The following is a 15,866-nucleotide window of genomic DNA, read 5'->3' on the forward strand; positions in this document are numbered from 1 at the left end:
GACAATCAGGTGTCGTGCGTCCTTACCCAGGAATGCGCCATGATCCGAGCCCCCGCCAGTACCGACCTGTCATCTTTGTGGATGCCGTTCACCGCGAACCGGCATTTCAAGCAACACCCCAAACTACTGGCCCGCGCCAAGGGCATGTACTACTACACGGCAGACGGTCGCCCCATTCTGGACGGAACGGCAGGACTGTGGTGCGTGAACGCGGGCCATGGCCGCGCCCATATTATCGAGGCCCTGACGCGCCAGACCATGAACCTGGACTATGCGCCCAGCTTCCAACTGGGCCACGAAGATGCTTTTCGCGCCGCACAGGCCGTCGCCGAGCTGATGCCCAAGGGCTTGGACCGCATCTTCTTTACCAACTCCGGCTCGGAATCGGTCGACACGGCGCTGAAGATAGCGCTGGCTTATCACCGGGCGCGCGGTCAAGGACAGCGCACCCGCTTCATAGGCCGCGAACGCAGCTATCATGGTGTCGGACTCGGCGGTATTTCGGTAGGCGGCATCTCGGCCAACCGCCGCGCTTTTTCCTCCATGCTGCTCGCAGGCGTGGACCACCTGCCCCACACCCACAACCTTGAGCACAATGCCTACAGCCAAGGCCAGCCGGCCTGGGGCGCGCATCTGGCCGATCACCTGGAAGGACTGATCGCCCTGCACGATGCCAGCAATATCGCCGCCGTCATCGTAGAGCCGCTGGCCGGCTCGACTGGCGTGCTGGTCCCCCCGCAAGGCTATCTGGAAAAGCTGCGCCAGATCACCAGCAAGCACGGCATCTTGCTGATATTTGACGAAGTCATCACCGCGTTTGGCCGTTTGGGCGACAATACCGCCAGTGAATATTTCCATGTCACCCCCGACCTGATCACTCTGGCCAAGGGCATCAGCAACGCCGCCGTGCCGGCCGGTGCCGTCGCCGTCCGACGCGACATCCACGACACCATTGTGCAAGCCAGCAGCAGCGGCATCGAGTTCTTCCACGGCTACACCTATTCGGCCCATCCGCTGGCCACGGCCGCCATTCTGGCCACGCTGGAGGTGTATCAGGACGAAGCCCTGTTCCAGCGGGCGCGTCGCCTGAGCCCCTACTTTGAGCAGGCCGCGCACACACTGCGGGGCAGCCCGCACATCATCGATATCCGCAATCTTGGCCTGGTGGCCGGTATCGAGCTGGCCAGCCGCGTCGGTTCCCCAGGCGCGCGTGCAGCCGAAGTATTCGATGCCTGTTTCGAAGAAGGCGTGTTGGTGCGCTATACCGGCGACACCATTGCCATCTCCCCCCCTTTGATCGTGGACCAGGAGCAGATAGACCACATTTTCAACACGGTGCGCAAGGTGCTCAAGAACGTGCGCTGACACCTGTACGGGTCGAGCTGCGCGCTCGGGTGTGGATATCCCTTTCCGATTCAAGAAAATTCAAGCGCAAGAATCAGGAAGTCTGGCGGGGATTCGTGCTTTTATACTGGCCTGGACTTCTATTCGCAGGCGCACACGATGAACAGCCCTTTTTTCTTGCGCGACACGCCCAGCCCGTATCAGGACGCTGAACGCTTTCTGGCCGGCCTGGACGCGCACTGGCAGACTCTGGTGGAAACAGTCGGCCCATGCGTGCACACTCCCAGGCCGGAACGCGATCCCTACGAAGCCCTGGTACGCGCCGTGGTGTACCAACAATTACATACGCGTGCCGCCGACTGCATTTTGCAACGGCTATTGGGCGTGTACGAACATGGCCGCTGTCCCTCACCCGAAGAACTGCTGGCCACTCCGGTGCAGACACTGCGTGCCTGCGGGCTGTCCAGTGCCAAGACCACCAGCATCCAGGGACTGGCGCAGGCGCGCCTGGACGGGCGCATTCCAGACCAGCAAGCCGCCCTGGCCATGAGCGACCAGGAACTGATTCAATCCCTGAGCCAACTGCGCGGCATAGGCCGCTGGACAGTGGAGATGATGCTGATCTACACCTTGGAGCGCCAGGACATACTACCGGCGGATGACTGGGGAGTCCGCGACGGTTATCGCCGTCTGAAGAACCTGGAAACAGCCCCCTCTGCCAAGATCCTGCGCGACCTGGGCCAGGCCTGGTCGCCTTATCGCAGTATTGCCGCCTGGTATCTGTGGCGCGTCCCGCGCACCAGCGCCAAAGAACCAAAGCCCTACAGCACTCCTGCCCAGCGCTGGCAGGCGGTGCTGGAGCGGGACGCGAATGCCGATGCCCACTTTGTCTATGCCGTACTGAGCACTGGCACCTATGCCAGCCCCAGCGCTGCCGCCCGCCGCCCCAAACCGGAAAATGTGCGTTACTTCGATTCGCCCGAACAAGCTCAGGCCGCCGGTTTCCGAGCCAATCGCCACCGCCATGCCGATCGACAAGAGCTGGCGCAAAAGCACAGGCAAGCCGTCACCCAGGCCTGTCGCCTGATCGAAACCAAGCAGCCGGCCCCCAGCCTGAACGAGCTGGCCGCTGCCGTGGAGTTAAGCCCCTACCACTTTCACCGAATTTTCAAGGCCCAGACAGGCCTGACCCCGCACGCCTACGCCCAAGCACTACGTACCCGCCGACTGCGCCATACATTGGATGCTCCACAAACCAGCATCACTCGCGCCATCTACGATGCTGGCTATGGCGCAGCCAGCCGCTTTTACGAAGAGTCCCCCACCTTGCTGGGCATGTCGGCCCGCTCCTTCCGTCAGGCCGGTCATGGAAACACCATACGCTTTGCCATTGCCCAATGCAGCCTGGGTGCCTTGCTGGTGGCCGAAAGCGAGCGCGGAATTTGCGCCATCTCCCTGGGCGACGACGCCGAAGCACTGCTAATAGAATTGCAAGAACGTTTCAAGGCGGCCCAGTTGATCGGGGCCGATCCGCAGTTCGAGCGGCGAGTGGCGCAAGTGGTGGCATTGGTCGAAAACCCTGCGATAGGGCTGGATCTACCCCTGGACATCCAAGGCACGACGTTCCAGCAGCGCGTCTGGGAAATACTGCGCAGCATTCCGGTCGGCCAGACCCTTAGCTACACCGATATTGCGCAACGCCTGGGACAGCCACGCGCCGTGCGCGCCGTCGCCCGCGCCTGTGCCACCAATACGCTGGCCGTTGCCATTCCCTGCCATCGTGTCGTGCGCCGGGACGGTGACCTGGCCGGCTACCGTTGGGGGCTGGAGCGCAAGCGCAGTTTGCTGGATCGCGAAAGCGCTTGAGCACACACGATCGCGCGCCAGACACAAAAAACCCGGCTGACGCCGGGTTTTCGCTTTGCTACCAAGCAGGACACACTTACATAGGCACCACGCGGGTAGGCCCGTTGCCACTGAGCATGCGCACGCGCTGCCCAACGGACAAGGGAACGTCCGCTTCCTGAGCGACCACACGGGTTTCGCCATTATCCAGCTTGACGGTGATTTCCAGGCCATCGGACTTGCCGACACGGTTCTCTACGGCATTGCCGACCAGGCCACCCAGCAAAGCACCGCCGATACTGGCAATAATGCTGCCACGACCGCCGCCGATGGAGCTGGCCGCCACCCCGCCAATGGCAGCACCGGCCACCGATCCCACGCCAGAAGTCTGATCCTTCTGAATGGTGACGGAACGCACGCTGACAACCGTACCCAGCCGCACAATCTGCTCACGCTGGGCCTGGCCGTAGCTGTAAACGGAGCTCGATGCCGATTGGTTCGCGCACCCCGCCAGCATAAAGACCGGAACGGCCAAGCTGGCTGCCATCAGCAGACGGACTTTGGGACGATGAAAAAAAGAAGCATGCATACGATTTACTCCGGAAAATTCGCCTGGCCTACCCAGCACATTTGCGCCTGGACTCAGGATCAAAGGCTGCGTTCGATACCGAAGTGCTGTTTTAGCATAGCCTGTACATCGGATCGTTTAAACGCATGGTTCTGGGGACCATGGCTGGCAATTTTAATACTGCCCATCAGGTTACCCAAGCTGCAGGCCTCCTCAAAACTCCACCCTTTTGTAAGACCATATAACAGGCCGGCACGATGCGCATCGCCGCAACCGGTAGGGTCTAGCACTTGAGCGGCCGGGACCGGAGCAATGGCAATTTCCTGGCCATCGCGGTAAAGCGTGCTTCCATGAGCACCACGGGTGACCACAGCTGCCTTCAGGCCGCCGGCAATCTGCGTCATGGTCTTGCCGGTCCGCTGCTCAATGACCTCGGCCTCGTAATCGTTGGCGGTAAGAACCTGACACAGTTGCAGCATCTCCACCAAGTCTTCACCCGAAAACAATGGCATAGCCTGCCCCAGATCGAAGATAAACGGCACGCCCATGGCATTCAGACGTCGGGCATGGGCAAACATGCCTTCTTTGGCGTCCGGCGCCACAATACCCCAGCCCGCCTGCTGTCCCGACAAGTCGTTATCGGCCGAGTGCAACATGGCACCTGGATGAAAAGACGTGATCTGACTGGCTGCCAGATCGGTGGTGATAAAACACTGCGGGGTAAACAGCTCTGGCATGACACGAACCATGCCGGTATCGATGCCCAGCTCATTCATGCGCTTGACGTAATCCAGGCCGTCGCCCCCTACCGTGCCTACTGGCACAGGCTCGCCGCCCAGCATGTTCAGCGTATAGGAAATATTGCCCGCGCAACCACCCCACTCTTTACGCAGGCTGGGCACAAAAAAGGACACGCTCAGCGCCTGAATGCTGTCGGGCAAAATATGATCTTTAAAATAGCCCTCGAAAACAGCGATCGTATCAAACGCGATAGATCCACACACCAGCACTCGCTCGGACATAACGTACCTTATGGAAAAAAAGGGCTAATCTCATAGCCGTTGACCTGGAGTCCCCCGGTATCCAGGGGCAACTGCACCGCCAGCTCCGCACGTGCCCCGAAAGGCAGGTGTCGCAAGCCCGGCACCAGATACTGCTCGGGAGCAAGGTTGCGCCGGGCGATCAGGGCACCGGAAAAATCCTTCAAGTCCAGCACCAGCGTGGGCCACTGCTGCGGACGCTCAAATTCGTTGCGCAGCGTAAAACGCAGCATGGAGCGCGACCCTTCGCCCGGCTCCTTGTGCAAGGCCGACGACACGATGCGGATGGCATCGATACGACGCTCGAAAGGCACCTGACAGCCCAGCTCCAGGCAGGCCCGTTCCAAAACGGGACGCAGCACCGGCACATGACTGGCAATCTGCACCCGGTAAACATACACCAGTTGACCGAGCAGCACGACGATACCGAGCACGCACAACAATTTCCAGAAGAACGACCAGATACGCTGTCCTGTTCCTGCCTCACCTTCGTAGCGCGTTTCGCGCTGCAAGGCCGGGTTAGCAGGAATGGTCCAATCCTGCTCGACGTCTGCCCTTGCCGTCCCGTCGGCCTGACGCGAAGGGTAAGCCGCGCGCAAAGTCTGGGCACGGTCGCCTACGCTGAAATCCGGGTCGGACTCCCCCCAGGATGCCGCACCGATATGATGCTCACTGGATTGAACCGGCAGATGTCCGGACACAAAAAAAGGAAGCTGTTCGTGCCCATCGCTGTCTGATCGATCGGCTTGGGTCGAGGGCTGGGGCGGCGCGACTGGCGCATTGGCCAGGACGGAATCAGGAAACTTGCGCACCTGCAACGAGTCGTGGGCCGACCCCTCGTCGCGCGGCGGCGCATGACGGGAATGCTCGACAAAACGCGGCCCTGGCACGGGTGCCTGCAGATCAACCTGCTGTGCCGCCGGGGGCCGGTTCTGCGCCAGCACCGGCTCGATCTTGACCGAGGGCTCGGGAGCCTGGGAGGGCGCACGATAGGTGGGTTCCGGCTCGCCCTCGTCGATCACCTCCTCGAAGCCATCAAAAATATGCGCGCACTGGATACAACGTATATAGCCCCGGCGGCGCTGCAACAGCTCGACACTGGCTGCAAACGTCGTTGAGCACCGAGGGCAGCGAGTCTTCAGCTCCATAAGCCCACCTAAATACTTACCGTCTTACAAAGGACGCTGACCAGCCAGGCAGACCCAGCCATCGCGTATCTGCCAGACCGTCAACGGCAGGTAGGGCGAATAGACGGCGATCATCTCGTCGGCCTGCCAGTCGTAAATACCTGACAACACCAGATGGCCACCCGGCTTGACGCGGTTAGCCAGCATAGGGGCCAGCATGCGCAGCGGATTGGCCAATATATTGGCCACGACCAGATCGGTCTGCCCGGCAGGCATCTGATCGGGCAACAAACCCTGGACCTGAACCTGATTGACCTGCGCATTGTAGCGCGTGGAAATCACGGCCTGTTCGTCAATATCCACGCCCAGTGTCTGGCCTGCCCCCAGCTTGCGCGCGGCAATGGCCAAAATGCCCGATCCACAACCATAATCCAGCACGGTCTGCCCCGGCTGGACATGGTGCGCCAGCCAGTCCAGGCAAAGATGCGTCGTAGGATGGCTGCCCGTGCCAAACGCCAGCCCGGGGTCCAGCTCGATGCGCACCAAACCATCGCCCGCCTCCTGCACCAGAGGCAGATCCACATCGTCCTTGTGCCAGCTGGGTACGATCAGAATACGCTCACCGACCGGAATGGGGCCGAACTGAGACTGAGTCAGGCGAACCCAGTCCGCATCGGGCACATCGCGCACACTCCACTGCACCTGCGCCGGATCGAGCACGCCCGCCTGCCCCAGCAACTGCACCATGTCCTGAGGCTCCATGTCCTCAGGCAGCAAAGCAACGACTCGGTTGTGGTGCCAGGCCAATACTTCAGGCTCTATGCCCGGTTCGCCGAACAAGGGTTTTTCGTGCTCGGTGTCCCCGTCGGCATCTTCTACGGAAACGGACAAGGCACCCGCTTCCAGCAGGGCATCGGACAAGTGCTCTGCCTGTTCTTCAGGGCAGCTCAACAAGAGTTCACGCATCTAGTTCTTCCATAAAGCAAAACAGGGGCGAGCCCCTGTTTTGCATGATCGCGGCGCAAGGCATGCCGGTACAGAACCGTCACGCCCTGTTGGCTTACTTGCGCTGGGACAGTCTCTGTTCCAGGTAATGAATGCTGGTGCCGCCTGCCTTGAAATTGGCGTCTTGCATCAGTTCGCGGTGCAAAGCGACGTTAGTCTGAATGCCTTCCACCACCATCTCGGACAAGGCGATGTCCATACGGGCAATCGCCTGCTCACGGGTCTTGCCGTAGGTAATCAGCTTGGCAATCATCGAGTCGTAGAATGGCGGCACCGTGTATCCGGAGAACACGTGCGAATCGATACGCACGCCTGGACCGCCCGGTGTGTGCCAATTGGTGATCAAGCCTGGGCTTGGGGTGAACTTGAATGGATCTTCCGCATTGATGCGGCATTCGATGGAGTGCCCCTCGAAATGGATGTCGCGCTGGCGCAGCACGAACTTCTCGCCCGCGGCCACCTTGATCTGCTCCTGGACCAGGTCAATGCCCGTGATCATTTCGGTGATCGTGTGTTCGACCTGAATACGGGTATTCATCTCGATGAAGAAGAACTCGCCGTTTTCGTACAGGAACTCGAACGTGCCCGCGCCGCGATAACGCATTTTGCGGCAGGCATCGGCGCAACGCTCGCCGATACGCTCGATCAAACGACGCGCAATGCCGGGGGCCGGTGCTTCCTCGATGACTTTCTGGTGACGACGCTGCATGGAACAGTCGCGCTCACCCAGCCAGATCGCATTGCGATCGCCGTCGGCCAGCACCTGAATTTCGATATGGCGTGGATTCTCGAGGTACTTTTCCATGTAGACCTCGGGATTGTTGAACGCCGCCGCCGCTTCGGACTTGGTCGTGGCGACCGCCGTCAGCAAGGCCGCTTCGGTATAGACCACGCGCATGCCGCGTCCGCCGCCGCCACCCGAGGCCTTGATGATGACCGGATAGCCCACTTCGCGGGCAATGCGCAAAATCTCCTGCGGATCGTCGGGCAAAGCGCCGTCCGAGCCGGGCACCACGGGCACACCGGCTTCGATCATGGCTTTCTTGGCCATGACCTTATCGCCCATCGTGCGGATGTTTTCGGGACGCGGGCCGATAAAGACAAAGCCACTTTTTTCGACACGTTCGGCGAAATCGGCATTCTCGGCCATGAAGCCGTAGCCGGGGTGGATCGCTTCGGCATCGGTGACTTCGGCTGCCGAAATGATGGCCGGCATGCTCAGATAGCTGTCGCGGGCAGGCGCAGGCCCGATGCAGACGGCCTCGTCGGCCAGACGCACGTACTTGGCACCGCGGTCAGCCTCGGAATATACCACCACCGTCTTGATACCCATTTCGCGGCAGGCGCGTTGGATGCGCAGGGCAATTTCGCCCCGGTTGGCGATTAGGACTTTTTCAAACATATCATCAACCGATGATGAACAGAGGCTGGCCGTATTCCACGGGACCGCCGTTTTCGATCAGGATTTCCTTGATCACGCCGGACTTGTCGGCTTCGATCTCGTTGAGCAGCTTCATGGCTTCGATGATGCACAGCGGATCGCCTTCCTTGACCGTCTGGCCCACTTCCACGAATGCGGCGGCACCTGGGCTGGGAGCACGATAAAAAGTGCCGACCATAGGCGATTTGACAGCATGTCCTTCGGCCACGGCAGGTGCGGGCGCTGCTGCGGCTGGCGCTGCCGGCGCGGCCACAACCTGAGCGGCCGGCGCTTCAAACGTCTGAACCACGGGCGCAGCCGTGCTTTGCGAAAATTTGACGATGCGCACTTTGTCATCGCCTTCCGTGATTTCCAGCTCGGCAATACCCGACTCAGCCACCAGATCGATCAGGGTTTTGAGTTTTCTAAGATCCATGCGTGCTTCCCGCGATGCCGCCCTGTTCGAACACTGAACGGCATCAAAAAAAGAAAATTGGTCAAAAAACGAAGACAGCCGCCTAGCTGTCCAAGGCAAAACGCAATGCAGCTTCGTACCCGAACGCCCCCAGCCCCACGATCACGCCACGGGCGCAGTCGGACAGATAGGATTGGTGGCGGAAAGGCTCACGCTTGTGAACATTGGACAAGTGGACTTCGACGAATGGAATGCCGACCCCGGCCAGGGCGTCGCGTATCGCCACGCTGGTGTGTGTATAAGCACCGGCGTTGATGATGATGAATTCGACACCTTCGGCACGGGCCTGATGAATCCGGTCGACGAGCCCGCCTTCGTGATTACTTTGGAAAAAATGACACCGGGCGCCATGCTGATCTGCCAAGGCCCGCAAACTGCCGTTGATATCGTCGAGGGTCTGATGTCCGTAGACATCCGGCTCCCGGGTACCCAGCAGATTGAGGTTAGGCCCGTTCAGGACCAGAACATGATTCGCCATAGCGGATTTTTCGTGAAGACAGATCGCCTTTTTACGCTAAAAAGCACCATTTGTCCATCAACAACCCCGATTACAAGCGGTAACGGAACACTTTTGGGTTTACAGCGGCAAACCGTGCTGAACCAGAAATTTGCCGCAATTGAACGACGAAGTAAGCCAGTTAACGCTGACGCTTGATAACTTCGTCCAATTTTTGCGGATCGATCTGTCCAAGAATCCGCTCACTGATCCGGCCATTGCTGCCAAACACCACGGTAAAGGGTAAGCCCCCCTTCTTATTGCCCAGGCTGCGCATCTGTTTGACTCCGCCCGGACCCGAAAGAAGAATGTCGTAGCTGACCGGCACGCGCTGCAAAAACTCCCGCACGTTGTCCTTGGAGTCAACGGCAATACCCACGAAGTTCACCTCGGGGTAACGCTGGTGCAAGGCCTGCAGATCGGGCATTTCCTTGACGCAGGGAGCGCACCAGGTCGCCCAGAAGTTAATGACCAGCGGCTTGCCAGCATAGGACGACAGGGTGCGATCTTGATCCTGCAGGTCGGGAAATGCCTGCGCCAGAAAAGGATCGGGCGGAAACAAGCCGGCCCAGGACGCCGCGGGCAAGGTCAACAGTCCCGCGCACACCAGGGACCGCTGCAAAAATAAGCGCCGTTGCATACGTGCTCACACATAAATAGACAGTATCGGACGATGATAGCACCCGCATACGAAGCAGGCCGACGCGCCAGATCAAACATCCGACTAAAATACAGGCCGGAGGATTGTCATGCACATACATATATTAGGCATATGCGGCACGTTCATGGGTGGTCTGGCGCTGATCGCCCGTTCGGCAGGCCACACTGTCACCGGCTGCGATACCGGGGTCTACCCCCCCATGAGCACCCAACTGCAGGAACAGGGCATAGAGCTGATCGAAGGCTTTGATGCCGACCAGACACGCCTGGCCCCCGACCTGTACATCATCGGCAACGTGGTCTCCCGGGGCAATCCCCTGATGGAAGCCATTCTGGACCAAGGCCTGCCCTATGTTTCGGGGCCGCAGTGGCTGGGCGAAAATATACTGCGCGGCCAGCACGTGCTGGCCGTCGCCGGCACCCACGGCAAGACCACGACCAGTTCCATGCTGGCCTGGATACTGGAACAAGCCGGACACGAACCCAACTTCCTGATCGGCGGCGTGGCCCCCGATCTAGGCGTATCGGCGCGCTTTGACCCGGCCCAGCCACTGTTTGTGATCGAGGCCGACGAGTACGACACCGCCTTTTTCGACAAACGCTCCAAATTCGTCCACTACCGGCCGCGCACGGCTGTATTGAACAATCTGGAATACGACCATGCGGATATCTTCCCCGACCTGCACGCCATACAGACCCAGTTCCACCATCTGGTGCGCACCATCCCCCACTCGGGTCTGATCCTGTGCCCCACCGACACCCCCGCTCTGGAGCAGACCTTGGCGCGCGGCTGCTGGACGCCTGTCAATTACTTTGGCCTGCAAGGCGACTGGGACAGCCGGGATATCGGCCCGACCACCTTTGAGGTCATCCATCGCGGCCACCTGCAAGGCACGGTACGCTGGGCACTGACCGGGCGGCATAACCAGCTCAACGCGCTGGCGGCCATCGCTGCCGCCCAGCATGTCGGCGTCGCCCCCGAGCAGGCCATCGAAGCACTCAGTCACTTTCAAGGCGTCAAACGCCGCATGGAAGTACGCGGCACTGTTCAAGGTGTTACGGTTTACGATGATTTTGCCCACCACCCCACCGCCATTGCGACCACGCTGGAAGGGCTGCGCGCCCAGGTCGGCCCCAAGACTCGCATTCTGGCCGTGCTGGAACCGCGCTCGAACACCATGAAGCTGGGAGCGATGGCCGCCCGCCTGCCGTCATCACTGGAACAGGCCGATCTGGCTTTCTGCTATGGCGAAACATCCGGCAAACATGCCCTGGGCTGGGACCCGGCTATTGTGTTGGCCCAGATGGGCGAGCGCGCCACAGCCTGGAACGATTTAGATAAAATGGTGTCTGCCATTGTCCAGGCAAGCCAGCCCGGCGATGCCATTGTCGTCATGAGCAACGGCAGCTTTGGCGGCATACACCAGCGCTTGCTGGACCGCCTGCCCCGCTGACCCCCTACCCCCACAGGTGCCTTCATGATTCTCTACCTACACGGCTTTCGCTCCTCGCCCTTGTCCTATAAAGCGCAGCGCATGCAGCAAGCCCTGCAGGAACGGGAGCTGCAGGACCTGTGGCGCTGCCCCCAATTGCCGGCCAGTCCGGCACAAGCCATCGCGCTGTGCCGTCGCATTCTGGATTCAGAACTGCAGGCCGGCCATACGCCCGACCAGTTGTGCATCATGGGCTCATCCCTGGGCGGCTACTACGCCAGCCACCTGGCCCAGCACTATCGTTGCCGTGCCGTACTGATCAACCCCGTGGTGTACGCCGGCCGCGATCTGGCTACCCAGGTGGGTGAGCACGTCAGTTACCACTCGGATGCGCCCTTTCACTTTCTACCCGAATACGTAGACGAGCTGGACGAAATACAAGTGCCCCGCCCCGCCGACCCCAAGCAGTTCTACCTGCTGGCGGCCAAAGGCGACGAAGTCCTGAACTGGCGCGAGATGGCAGACTGGTACCGAGGCAGCCAGGGCCACATCGTTGAGGGCGGCGATCACGGTTTTTCGGATTTCGATCCCTGGATTCCCGAAATTCTGCACTTCGCCCTGCAACGACCTTACTAATACTTACCGGATGGCAGCGGCCATCCACATGGAACATCATGTACGTCCTTTTCGAAGACAGCGGCAACTTCAAGGCAGAAAAAGTCTTCTCCGAGAGCGACACCACATTGCAAGTGGAATCGGCCTCCGGCAAACGCAGCAAGATCAAGAAAAACAGCGTGCTGTTCAGCTTTGAGCAACCCGCGCCCGCCCAACTGATGGAACAGGCGCAAGCCCTGGCCGAATCACTGGACATCAATTTTCTGTGGGAATGCGCACCCCAGGAGGAATTCGAGGCCGCCGCCCTGGCCCAGGACTATTTCGGCCATACGCCCGGTGCCGTCGAAAAAGCCGGCACGATCTTCGCCCTGCACAGCGCGCCCGCCTATTTCCATCGGCGCGGCAAAGGGCTGTATCGCCCCGCCCCGCCCGAGATCCTGCAGGCCGCGCTGGCCGCTATCGAGAAAAAACGCCTGCAACAAGAACAAATCGAAGCCTGGGCGCAAGACATGGTGCAAGGCCGCCTGCCCGAGGCTATCGCCCAGAAGGCCCACACTTTCCTGGCCCAGCCGGACAAGAATTCGCTGGAATGGAAAGCCTTCGATCAGGCACAGAAAGAACTGAATACGGGCACCGAGAAACTACTGCTGTCGCTGGGGGCCTGGTCCAACCCATTAACGCTGCACCAGCACCGTTTTCTGTCGGCCCATTTCCCCAAAGGCACGGGCTTTCCGGCCATCCAGGTCCAGGACTGGGGGCAGGATCTGCCACTGGCCCAGGTGACCGCCTATTCGGTAGATGACGCCAATACCATTGAAATCGACGATGCCCTGTCGGTGCAGGTTCCCGAGCCGGGCCGTATCCGAGTCGGCGTTCACATTGCCGTGCCGGCACTGGCCATCAAACGCGGCAACGAACTGGATCAACTGGCGCGCGCGCGCATGGCCACGGTGTACACGCCGGGTTACAAAATCCCCATGTTGCCGCCAGAGCTGATCGCCCGTTTCTCCCTGGACCAGGGCCAAGTACGTCCCACGCTGTCGCTGTATGTCGATGCCGACAGCAACACGGGCGAGATACTGGGCCACCAGACGCGACTAGAACGCATCGCCGTCGAACGCAATTTGCGCCAGCACGAGCTGGACCCACTGATCTCCGAGCAGGCCTTGAACGATCCGGCCGCCGACCTGCCGTATGCAGACTGGCTGCGCCCGCTGTGGGCCTTTTCACGCCAGTTGGCAGCGCAACGCGAGGCCATACGGGGCAAACCCGAAAACAACAACCGGGTGGAATACACCTTCGAGCTGGACGGCCCGCACGACGATCCCAACTCCATCATCCGCCTGGTGCCGCGCGTGCGCAATGCCCCCCTGAGCCTGCTGGTGGCCGAATATATGATTTTGGCCAACCAGCTCTGGGGCGGCCTGCTGGCCGAGCACAATGTGCCCGGCATCTACCGCTCCCAACAATTCATGCGCACGCGCATGTCCACGACGCCCGCCCCCCACGAATCCATAGGCGTGCCGCAATACACCTGGTCCACGTCGCCGTTGCGCCGCTATGTGGACCTGATCAACCAGGGCCAGATTCTGGCGGCCGCCGAACACGGCATCTCTGCGCGGCTGGCAGCCCCCTTCCAGCCCAAGGACGCCGACCTGTTCGCCATCATCGGCGCATTCGAGGGCCAATACGCCCAATGGTCCGACTACCAATCGGCCCTGGAGCGCTACTGGTGCCTGCGCTGGCTGCAACAGCAGGGCATTACCCAGGCCCGGGCCACCTTTATAAAAGAAGACCTGGTGCGCCTGAACGACGCTCCCCTGGTATTGCACGTGCCCGGCCTGCCCGCGCTGGACCGAGGCCAGGAAGTCACCATAGACCTGCTGGCCTTTGACGAGCTGGCGCTGACGGTGGAATGCCGCCTGCGCGAGATCGCGACCGCAGCCTGATCGCCATGACAGCGCCGTCGCCCCGCCGCCGCTTACCTCGCGACTACCTGTGGCCGGCGGTGGCGATCTCGGCTCTGGCGCATGCCGTGCTGATTTTCTGGCCACACGGGCGCAGCGTCCCGCGCCCCGCGCAGGACATGGACGTGGCCCTGGTCAATTTCAGTACCGAAACCGCCCCCCTGTCCCCGCATCTGCTGGCCCAACTTAACCTGGAGGGCGGCGGCCAGGATACACAAGGCCAGGCCAGCCAGCCCTTGCCGCTGACGGACCCCGATCTGCCTAATCTGCTGGTGCTGGAAGCGCTGCGCAAGCGCCAGCAAAGCCTGGAAATCGAGCAACAGCGTCTGTTAGGTGAGCTGGACCCATCCGACACCGCTCCGCCGCCCACGCCGACCACCGAATATATAGGTGCCGCGCAAAGCCCCGGACAGGACGATACCGACCGCAGCCCGGTAGTCAGCAACGCCCGCATTGCCCTGCTGCGCGACCAGATCCGCGAACAGCAGCGCCAGCCACGCTATCACTATGCTGGCCCGAGCGCGCGCGCCAGCGACGAAGCGCACTACCTGGATCAATGGCGTCAGACCATCGAACAGACCGGCACCCGCCACTATCCGCGGCAAGACGGACAGAAGCTGTACGGGCACCTGCAAATGACGGTCTATATCCGACGCGACGGCAGTTTGCTGCGCGCCGAACTGACCCAGCCCGCCAAGGAACCGGCCCTGAACCTGGCCGCCCGCCGCATTGTGGAGCTGGCCGCGCCCTTTGCGCCGCTGCCTCCCGATGTTGCTCCCGGTGCCGATGTGCTGGTTATCTCACGCAGTTGGAACTTCACCCGCGATACATTCAGCATGCAGGCCCCAAGCCAGGACTGACATTCGGACGCGCCAATGGCCTAGCGCAAAGCGCGCCCCGCGACGCGCGCCGGATGGGTAAAATACCACTGACCAGGCAGAGCACCGATGTCCAGACACAGAACAAGGACATCCAGACCGGCCAGATCCTATAACAAGACATTTCCAGAGAGCCTCACATGTCCGACACCCGCTCGGCCGGGCGCTACGGCGTCATCGGCAATCCGATCCGGCACAGCCGTTCGCCCGAAATCCACGAACAATTCGCGCAACAGTGCAGCATCGCGCTAAGTTACGAACGAATCTTGGCTCCGCTGGATGGTTTTGAGCATAGCGTCCAGGATTTTTTCCAGAGCGGCAAAGGCCTGAACGTCACCCTGCCGTTCAAAGAACAGGCCTTCGAGCTGGCTTCGCACAATCTGAGCCGCCGGGCCCGCATGGCCGGCGCAGTCAACACCTTGTGGCTACAGGATGGCCAATTGCACGGCTGCAATACCGATGGCGTGGGCCTGTGCGCCGATCTGCGCAGGCTGGGCCACGATCCGGCTGATAGGCGTATTTTGTTGATCGGCGCGGGCGGCGCTTGCCGCGGCGTGGTGTTTCCACTGCTGCAAGCAGGCTGCGAATTGCTGCACATCATCAACCGGACCAGCACAAAAGCCCATGATCTGCGCGAACACGTGGTCGCGCTGGAGCCCGATACATCGCGCCGCCTGAGCGCCGGCGGACTGGACGATCACTCCGGAGACTGGGACATTATCATCAACGCCACCTCGGCCAGCTTGCAACAGTCCCTGCCCGAGCTGCCCGATGCCCGTTACCGCAAACACTCCCTGGCCTACGACATGTTCTATGCAGGGGAGCCCACTGCCTTTATGGTGGCGGCCGAGCGGGCCGGTGCCGATCAGGTGGCTGACGGCCTGGGTATGCTGGTCGGGCAGGCAGCCGCCAGTTTTGCCATCTGGCATGGCGTGGAACCGGACGTAGAACCCGTACTGGCTGCGCTGCGCCAGCACAGCGGACACATCTGAC

Annotated in this window: 15 protein-coding genes and 1 pseudogene; 8 read left to right on the forward strand and 8 right to left on the reverse strand. The window is 61.0% G+C overall.

The window, feature by feature from the left end:
* Nucleotides 1–42: 42 nt before the first annotated feature.
* The 3 genes and pseudogenes from AADW57_RS15090 (at nt 43) to ada (ending at nt 3,210) form a co-directional block, all read left to right on the forward strand.
* Nucleotides 43–1,365 carry an aspartate aminotransferase family protein gene (locus AADW57_RS15090; protein WP_341669716.1) on the forward strand — a complete coding sequence of 441 codons (1,323 nt, stop codon included), beginning with the start codon at nt 43–45 and terminating at the stop codon, nt 1,363–1,365.
* 138 nt (nt 1,366–1,503) lie between these two features.
* Nucleotides 1,504–2,082: pseudogene (locus AADW57_RS15095) on the forward strand (DNA-3-methyladenine glycosylase family protein); the annotation flags it as partial.
* Nucleotides 2,083–2,124: 42 nt separating this feature from the next.
* Nucleotides 2,125–3,210, forward strand: coding sequence for a bifunctional DNA-binding transcriptional regulator/O6-methylguanine-DNA methyltransferase Ada (ada, locus tag AADW57_RS15100; protein WP_341669717.1), 1,086 nt, complete (start codon nt 2,125–2,127; stop codon nt 3,208–3,210).
* Nucleotides 3,211–3,286: 76 nt separating this feature from the next.
* On the opposite strand, the gene AADW57_RS15105 is transcribed toward ada, so the two are convergent.
* The 8 genes from AADW57_RS15105 to AADW57_RS15140 all read right to left on the reverse strand — a co-directional run bounded on the left by AADW57_RS15105 (nt 3,287) and on the right by AADW57_RS15140 (nt 9,960).
* Nucleotides 3,287–3,736, reverse strand: a complete 450-nt coding sequence (locus tag AADW57_RS15105; protein ID WP_445819210.1) for an outer membrane lipoprotein — start codon at nt 3,734–3,736, stop codon at nt 3,287–3,289.
* Nucleotides 3,737–3,837: 101 nt separating this feature from the next.
* A complete protein-coding gene (locus tag AADW57_RS15110; protein WP_341667707.1) occupies nt 3,838–4,779 on the reverse strand; it encodes a carbohydrate kinase family protein in 942 nt (313 codons plus the stop codon).
* Between the two features lie 8 nt (nt 4,780–4,787).
* Entirely contained in the window at nt 4,788–5,945 is a 1,158-nt protein-coding gene (locus AADW57_RS15115) for a zinc-ribbon and DUF3426 domain-containing protein (RefSeq protein ID WP_341667708.1), read from the reverse strand.
* Between the two features lie 24 nt (nt 5,946–5,969).
* Nucleotides 5,970–6,890 carry a 50S ribosomal protein L11 methyltransferase gene (gene prmA / locus AADW57_RS15120; protein ID WP_341667709.1) on the reverse strand — a complete coding sequence of 307 codons (921 nt, stop codon included), beginning with the start codon at nt 6,888–6,890 and terminating at the stop codon, nt 5,970–5,972.
* A gap of 94 nt (nt 6,891–6,984) precedes the next feature.
* Nucleotides 6,985–8,331: an acetyl-CoA carboxylase biotin carboxylase subunit gene (gene accC, locus AADW57_RS15125; protein WP_341667710.1), complete on the reverse strand. Its 1,347-nt coding sequence runs from the start codon at nt 8,329–8,331 to the stop codon at nt 6,985–6,987.
* A gap of 4 nt (nt 8,332–8,335) precedes the next feature.
* Complete coding sequence (gene accB / locus AADW57_RS15130) at nt 8,336–8,785, reverse strand: acetyl-CoA carboxylase biotin carboxyl carrier protein (RefSeq protein WP_341667711.1); 450 nt, start codon at nt 8,783–8,785, stop codon at nt 8,336–8,338.
* Nucleotides 8,786–8,867: 82 nt separating this feature from the next.
* Nucleotides 8,868–9,302, reverse strand: coding sequence for a type II 3-dehydroquinate dehydratase (aroQ, locus tag AADW57_RS15135; RefSeq protein WP_341667712.1), 435 nt, complete (start codon nt 9,300–9,302; stop codon nt 8,868–8,870).
* 160 nt (nt 9,303–9,462) lie between these two features.
* Entirely contained in the window at nt 9,463–9,960 is a 498-nt protein-coding gene (locus AADW57_RS15140; RefSeq protein ID WP_341667713.1) for a TlpA family protein disulfide reductase, read from the reverse strand.
* A gap of 109 nt (nt 9,961–10,069) precedes the next feature.
* Between AADW57_RS15140 and mpl the strand changes: the two genes are divergently transcribed.
* The 5 genes from mpl (at nt 10,070) to aroE (ending at nt 15,865) form a co-directional block, all read left to right on the forward strand.
* The gene (mpl, locus tag AADW57_RS15145; RefSeq protein ID WP_341667714.1) at nt 10,070–11,434 is read left to right on the forward strand and encodes a UDP-N-acetylmuramate:L-alanyl-gamma-D-glutamyl-meso-diaminopimelate ligase; all 1,365 of its coding nucleotides are present in this window, start codon (nt 10,070–10,072) and stop codon (nt 11,432–11,434) included.
* Nucleotides 11,435–11,458: 24 nt separating this feature from the next.
* Nucleotides 11,459–12,049, forward strand: coding sequence for a YqiA/YcfP family alpha/beta fold hydrolase (locus AADW57_RS15150; RefSeq protein WP_341667715.1), 591 nt, complete (start codon nt 11,459–11,461; stop codon nt 12,047–12,049).
* 38 nt (nt 12,050–12,087) lie between these two features.
* Nucleotides 12,088–13,977 carry a ribonuclease catalytic domain-containing protein gene (locus AADW57_RS15155; RefSeq protein ID WP_341667716.1) on the forward strand — a complete coding sequence of 630 codons (1,890 nt, stop codon included), beginning with the start codon at nt 12,088–12,090 and terminating at the stop codon, nt 13,975–13,977.
* Complete coding sequence (locus tag AADW57_RS15160; RefSeq protein WP_341667717.1) at nt 13,944–14,855, forward strand: energy transducer TonB; 912 nt, start codon at nt 13,944–13,946, stop codon at nt 14,853–14,855. The genes AADW57_RS15155 and AADW57_RS15160 overlap by 34 nt, the downstream gene beginning before the upstream one ends.
* A gap of 158 nt (nt 14,856–15,013) precedes the next feature.
* Nucleotides 15,014–15,865 (forward strand): shikimate dehydrogenase, encoded by an 852-nt coding sequence (gene aroE / locus AADW57_RS15165; protein ID WP_341667718.1) that lies wholly within the window; start codon nt 15,014–15,016, stop codon nt 15,863–15,865.
* The last annotated feature ends 1 nt before the right edge of the window (nt 15,866 follow it).

It is taken from the genome of Alcaligenes sp. SDU_A2, from assembly GCF_038237375.1.
Lineage (GTDB): Bacteria > Pseudomonadota > Gammaproteobacteria > Burkholderiales > Burkholderiaceae_B > Alcaligenes.

What these genes read in the sequence shown, in the direction of transcription:
- AADW57_RS15105 (WP_445819210.1), bottom strand. Translation starts at nt 3,736, where the DNA reads ATGGCAGCCAGCTTGGCCGTTCCGGTCTTTATGCTGGCGGGGTGCGCG.
- AADW57_RS15110 (WP_341667707.1), bottom strand. Translation starts at nt 4,779, where the DNA reads ATGTCCGAGCGAGTGCTGGTGTGTGGATCTATCGCGTTTGATACGATC.
- AADW57_RS15115 (WP_341667708.1), bottom strand. Translation starts at nt 5,945, where the DNA reads ATGGAGCTGAAGACTCGCTGCCCTCGGTGCTCAACGACGTTTGCAGCC.
- prmA (WP_341667709.1), bottom strand. Translation starts at nt 6,890, where the DNA reads ATGCGTGAACTCTTGTTGAGCTGCCCTGAAGAACAGGCAGAGCACTTG.
- accC (WP_341667710.1), bottom strand. Translation starts at nt 8,331, where the DNA reads ATGTTTGAAAAAGTCCTAATCGCCAACCGGGGCGAAATTGCCCTGCGC.
- accB (WP_341667711.1), bottom strand. Translation starts at nt 8,785, where the DNA reads ATGGATCTTAGAAAACTCAAAACCCTGATCGATCTGGTGGCTGAGTCG.
- aroQ (WP_341667712.1), bottom strand. Translation starts at nt 9,302, where the DNA reads ATGGCGAATCATGTTCTGGTCCTGAACGGGCCTAACCTCAATCTGCTG.
- AADW57_RS15140 (WP_341667713.1), bottom strand. Translation starts at nt 9,960, where the DNA reads ATGCAACGGCGCTTATTTTTGCAGCGGTCCCTGGTGTGCGCGGGACTG.
- mpl (WP_341667714.1), top strand. Translation starts at nt 10,070, where the DNA reads ATGCACATACATATATTAGGCATATGCGGCACGTTCATGGGTGGTCTG.
- AADW57_RS15150 (WP_341667715.1), top strand. Translation starts at nt 11,459, where the DNA reads ATGATTCTCTACCTACACGGCTTTCGCTCCTCGCCCTTGTCCTATAAA.
- AADW57_RS15155 (WP_341667716.1), top strand. Translation starts at nt 12,088, where the DNA reads ATGTACGTCCTTTTCGAAGACAGCGGCAACTTCAAGGCAGAAAAAGTC.
- AADW57_RS15160 (WP_341667717.1), top strand. Translation starts at nt 13,944, where the DNA reads ATGCCGCCTGCGCGAGATCGCGACCGCAGCCTGATCGCCATGACAGCG.
- aroE (WP_341667718.1), top strand. Translation starts at nt 15,014, where the DNA reads ATGTCCGACACCCGCTCGGCCGGGCGCTACGGCGTCATCGGCAATCCG.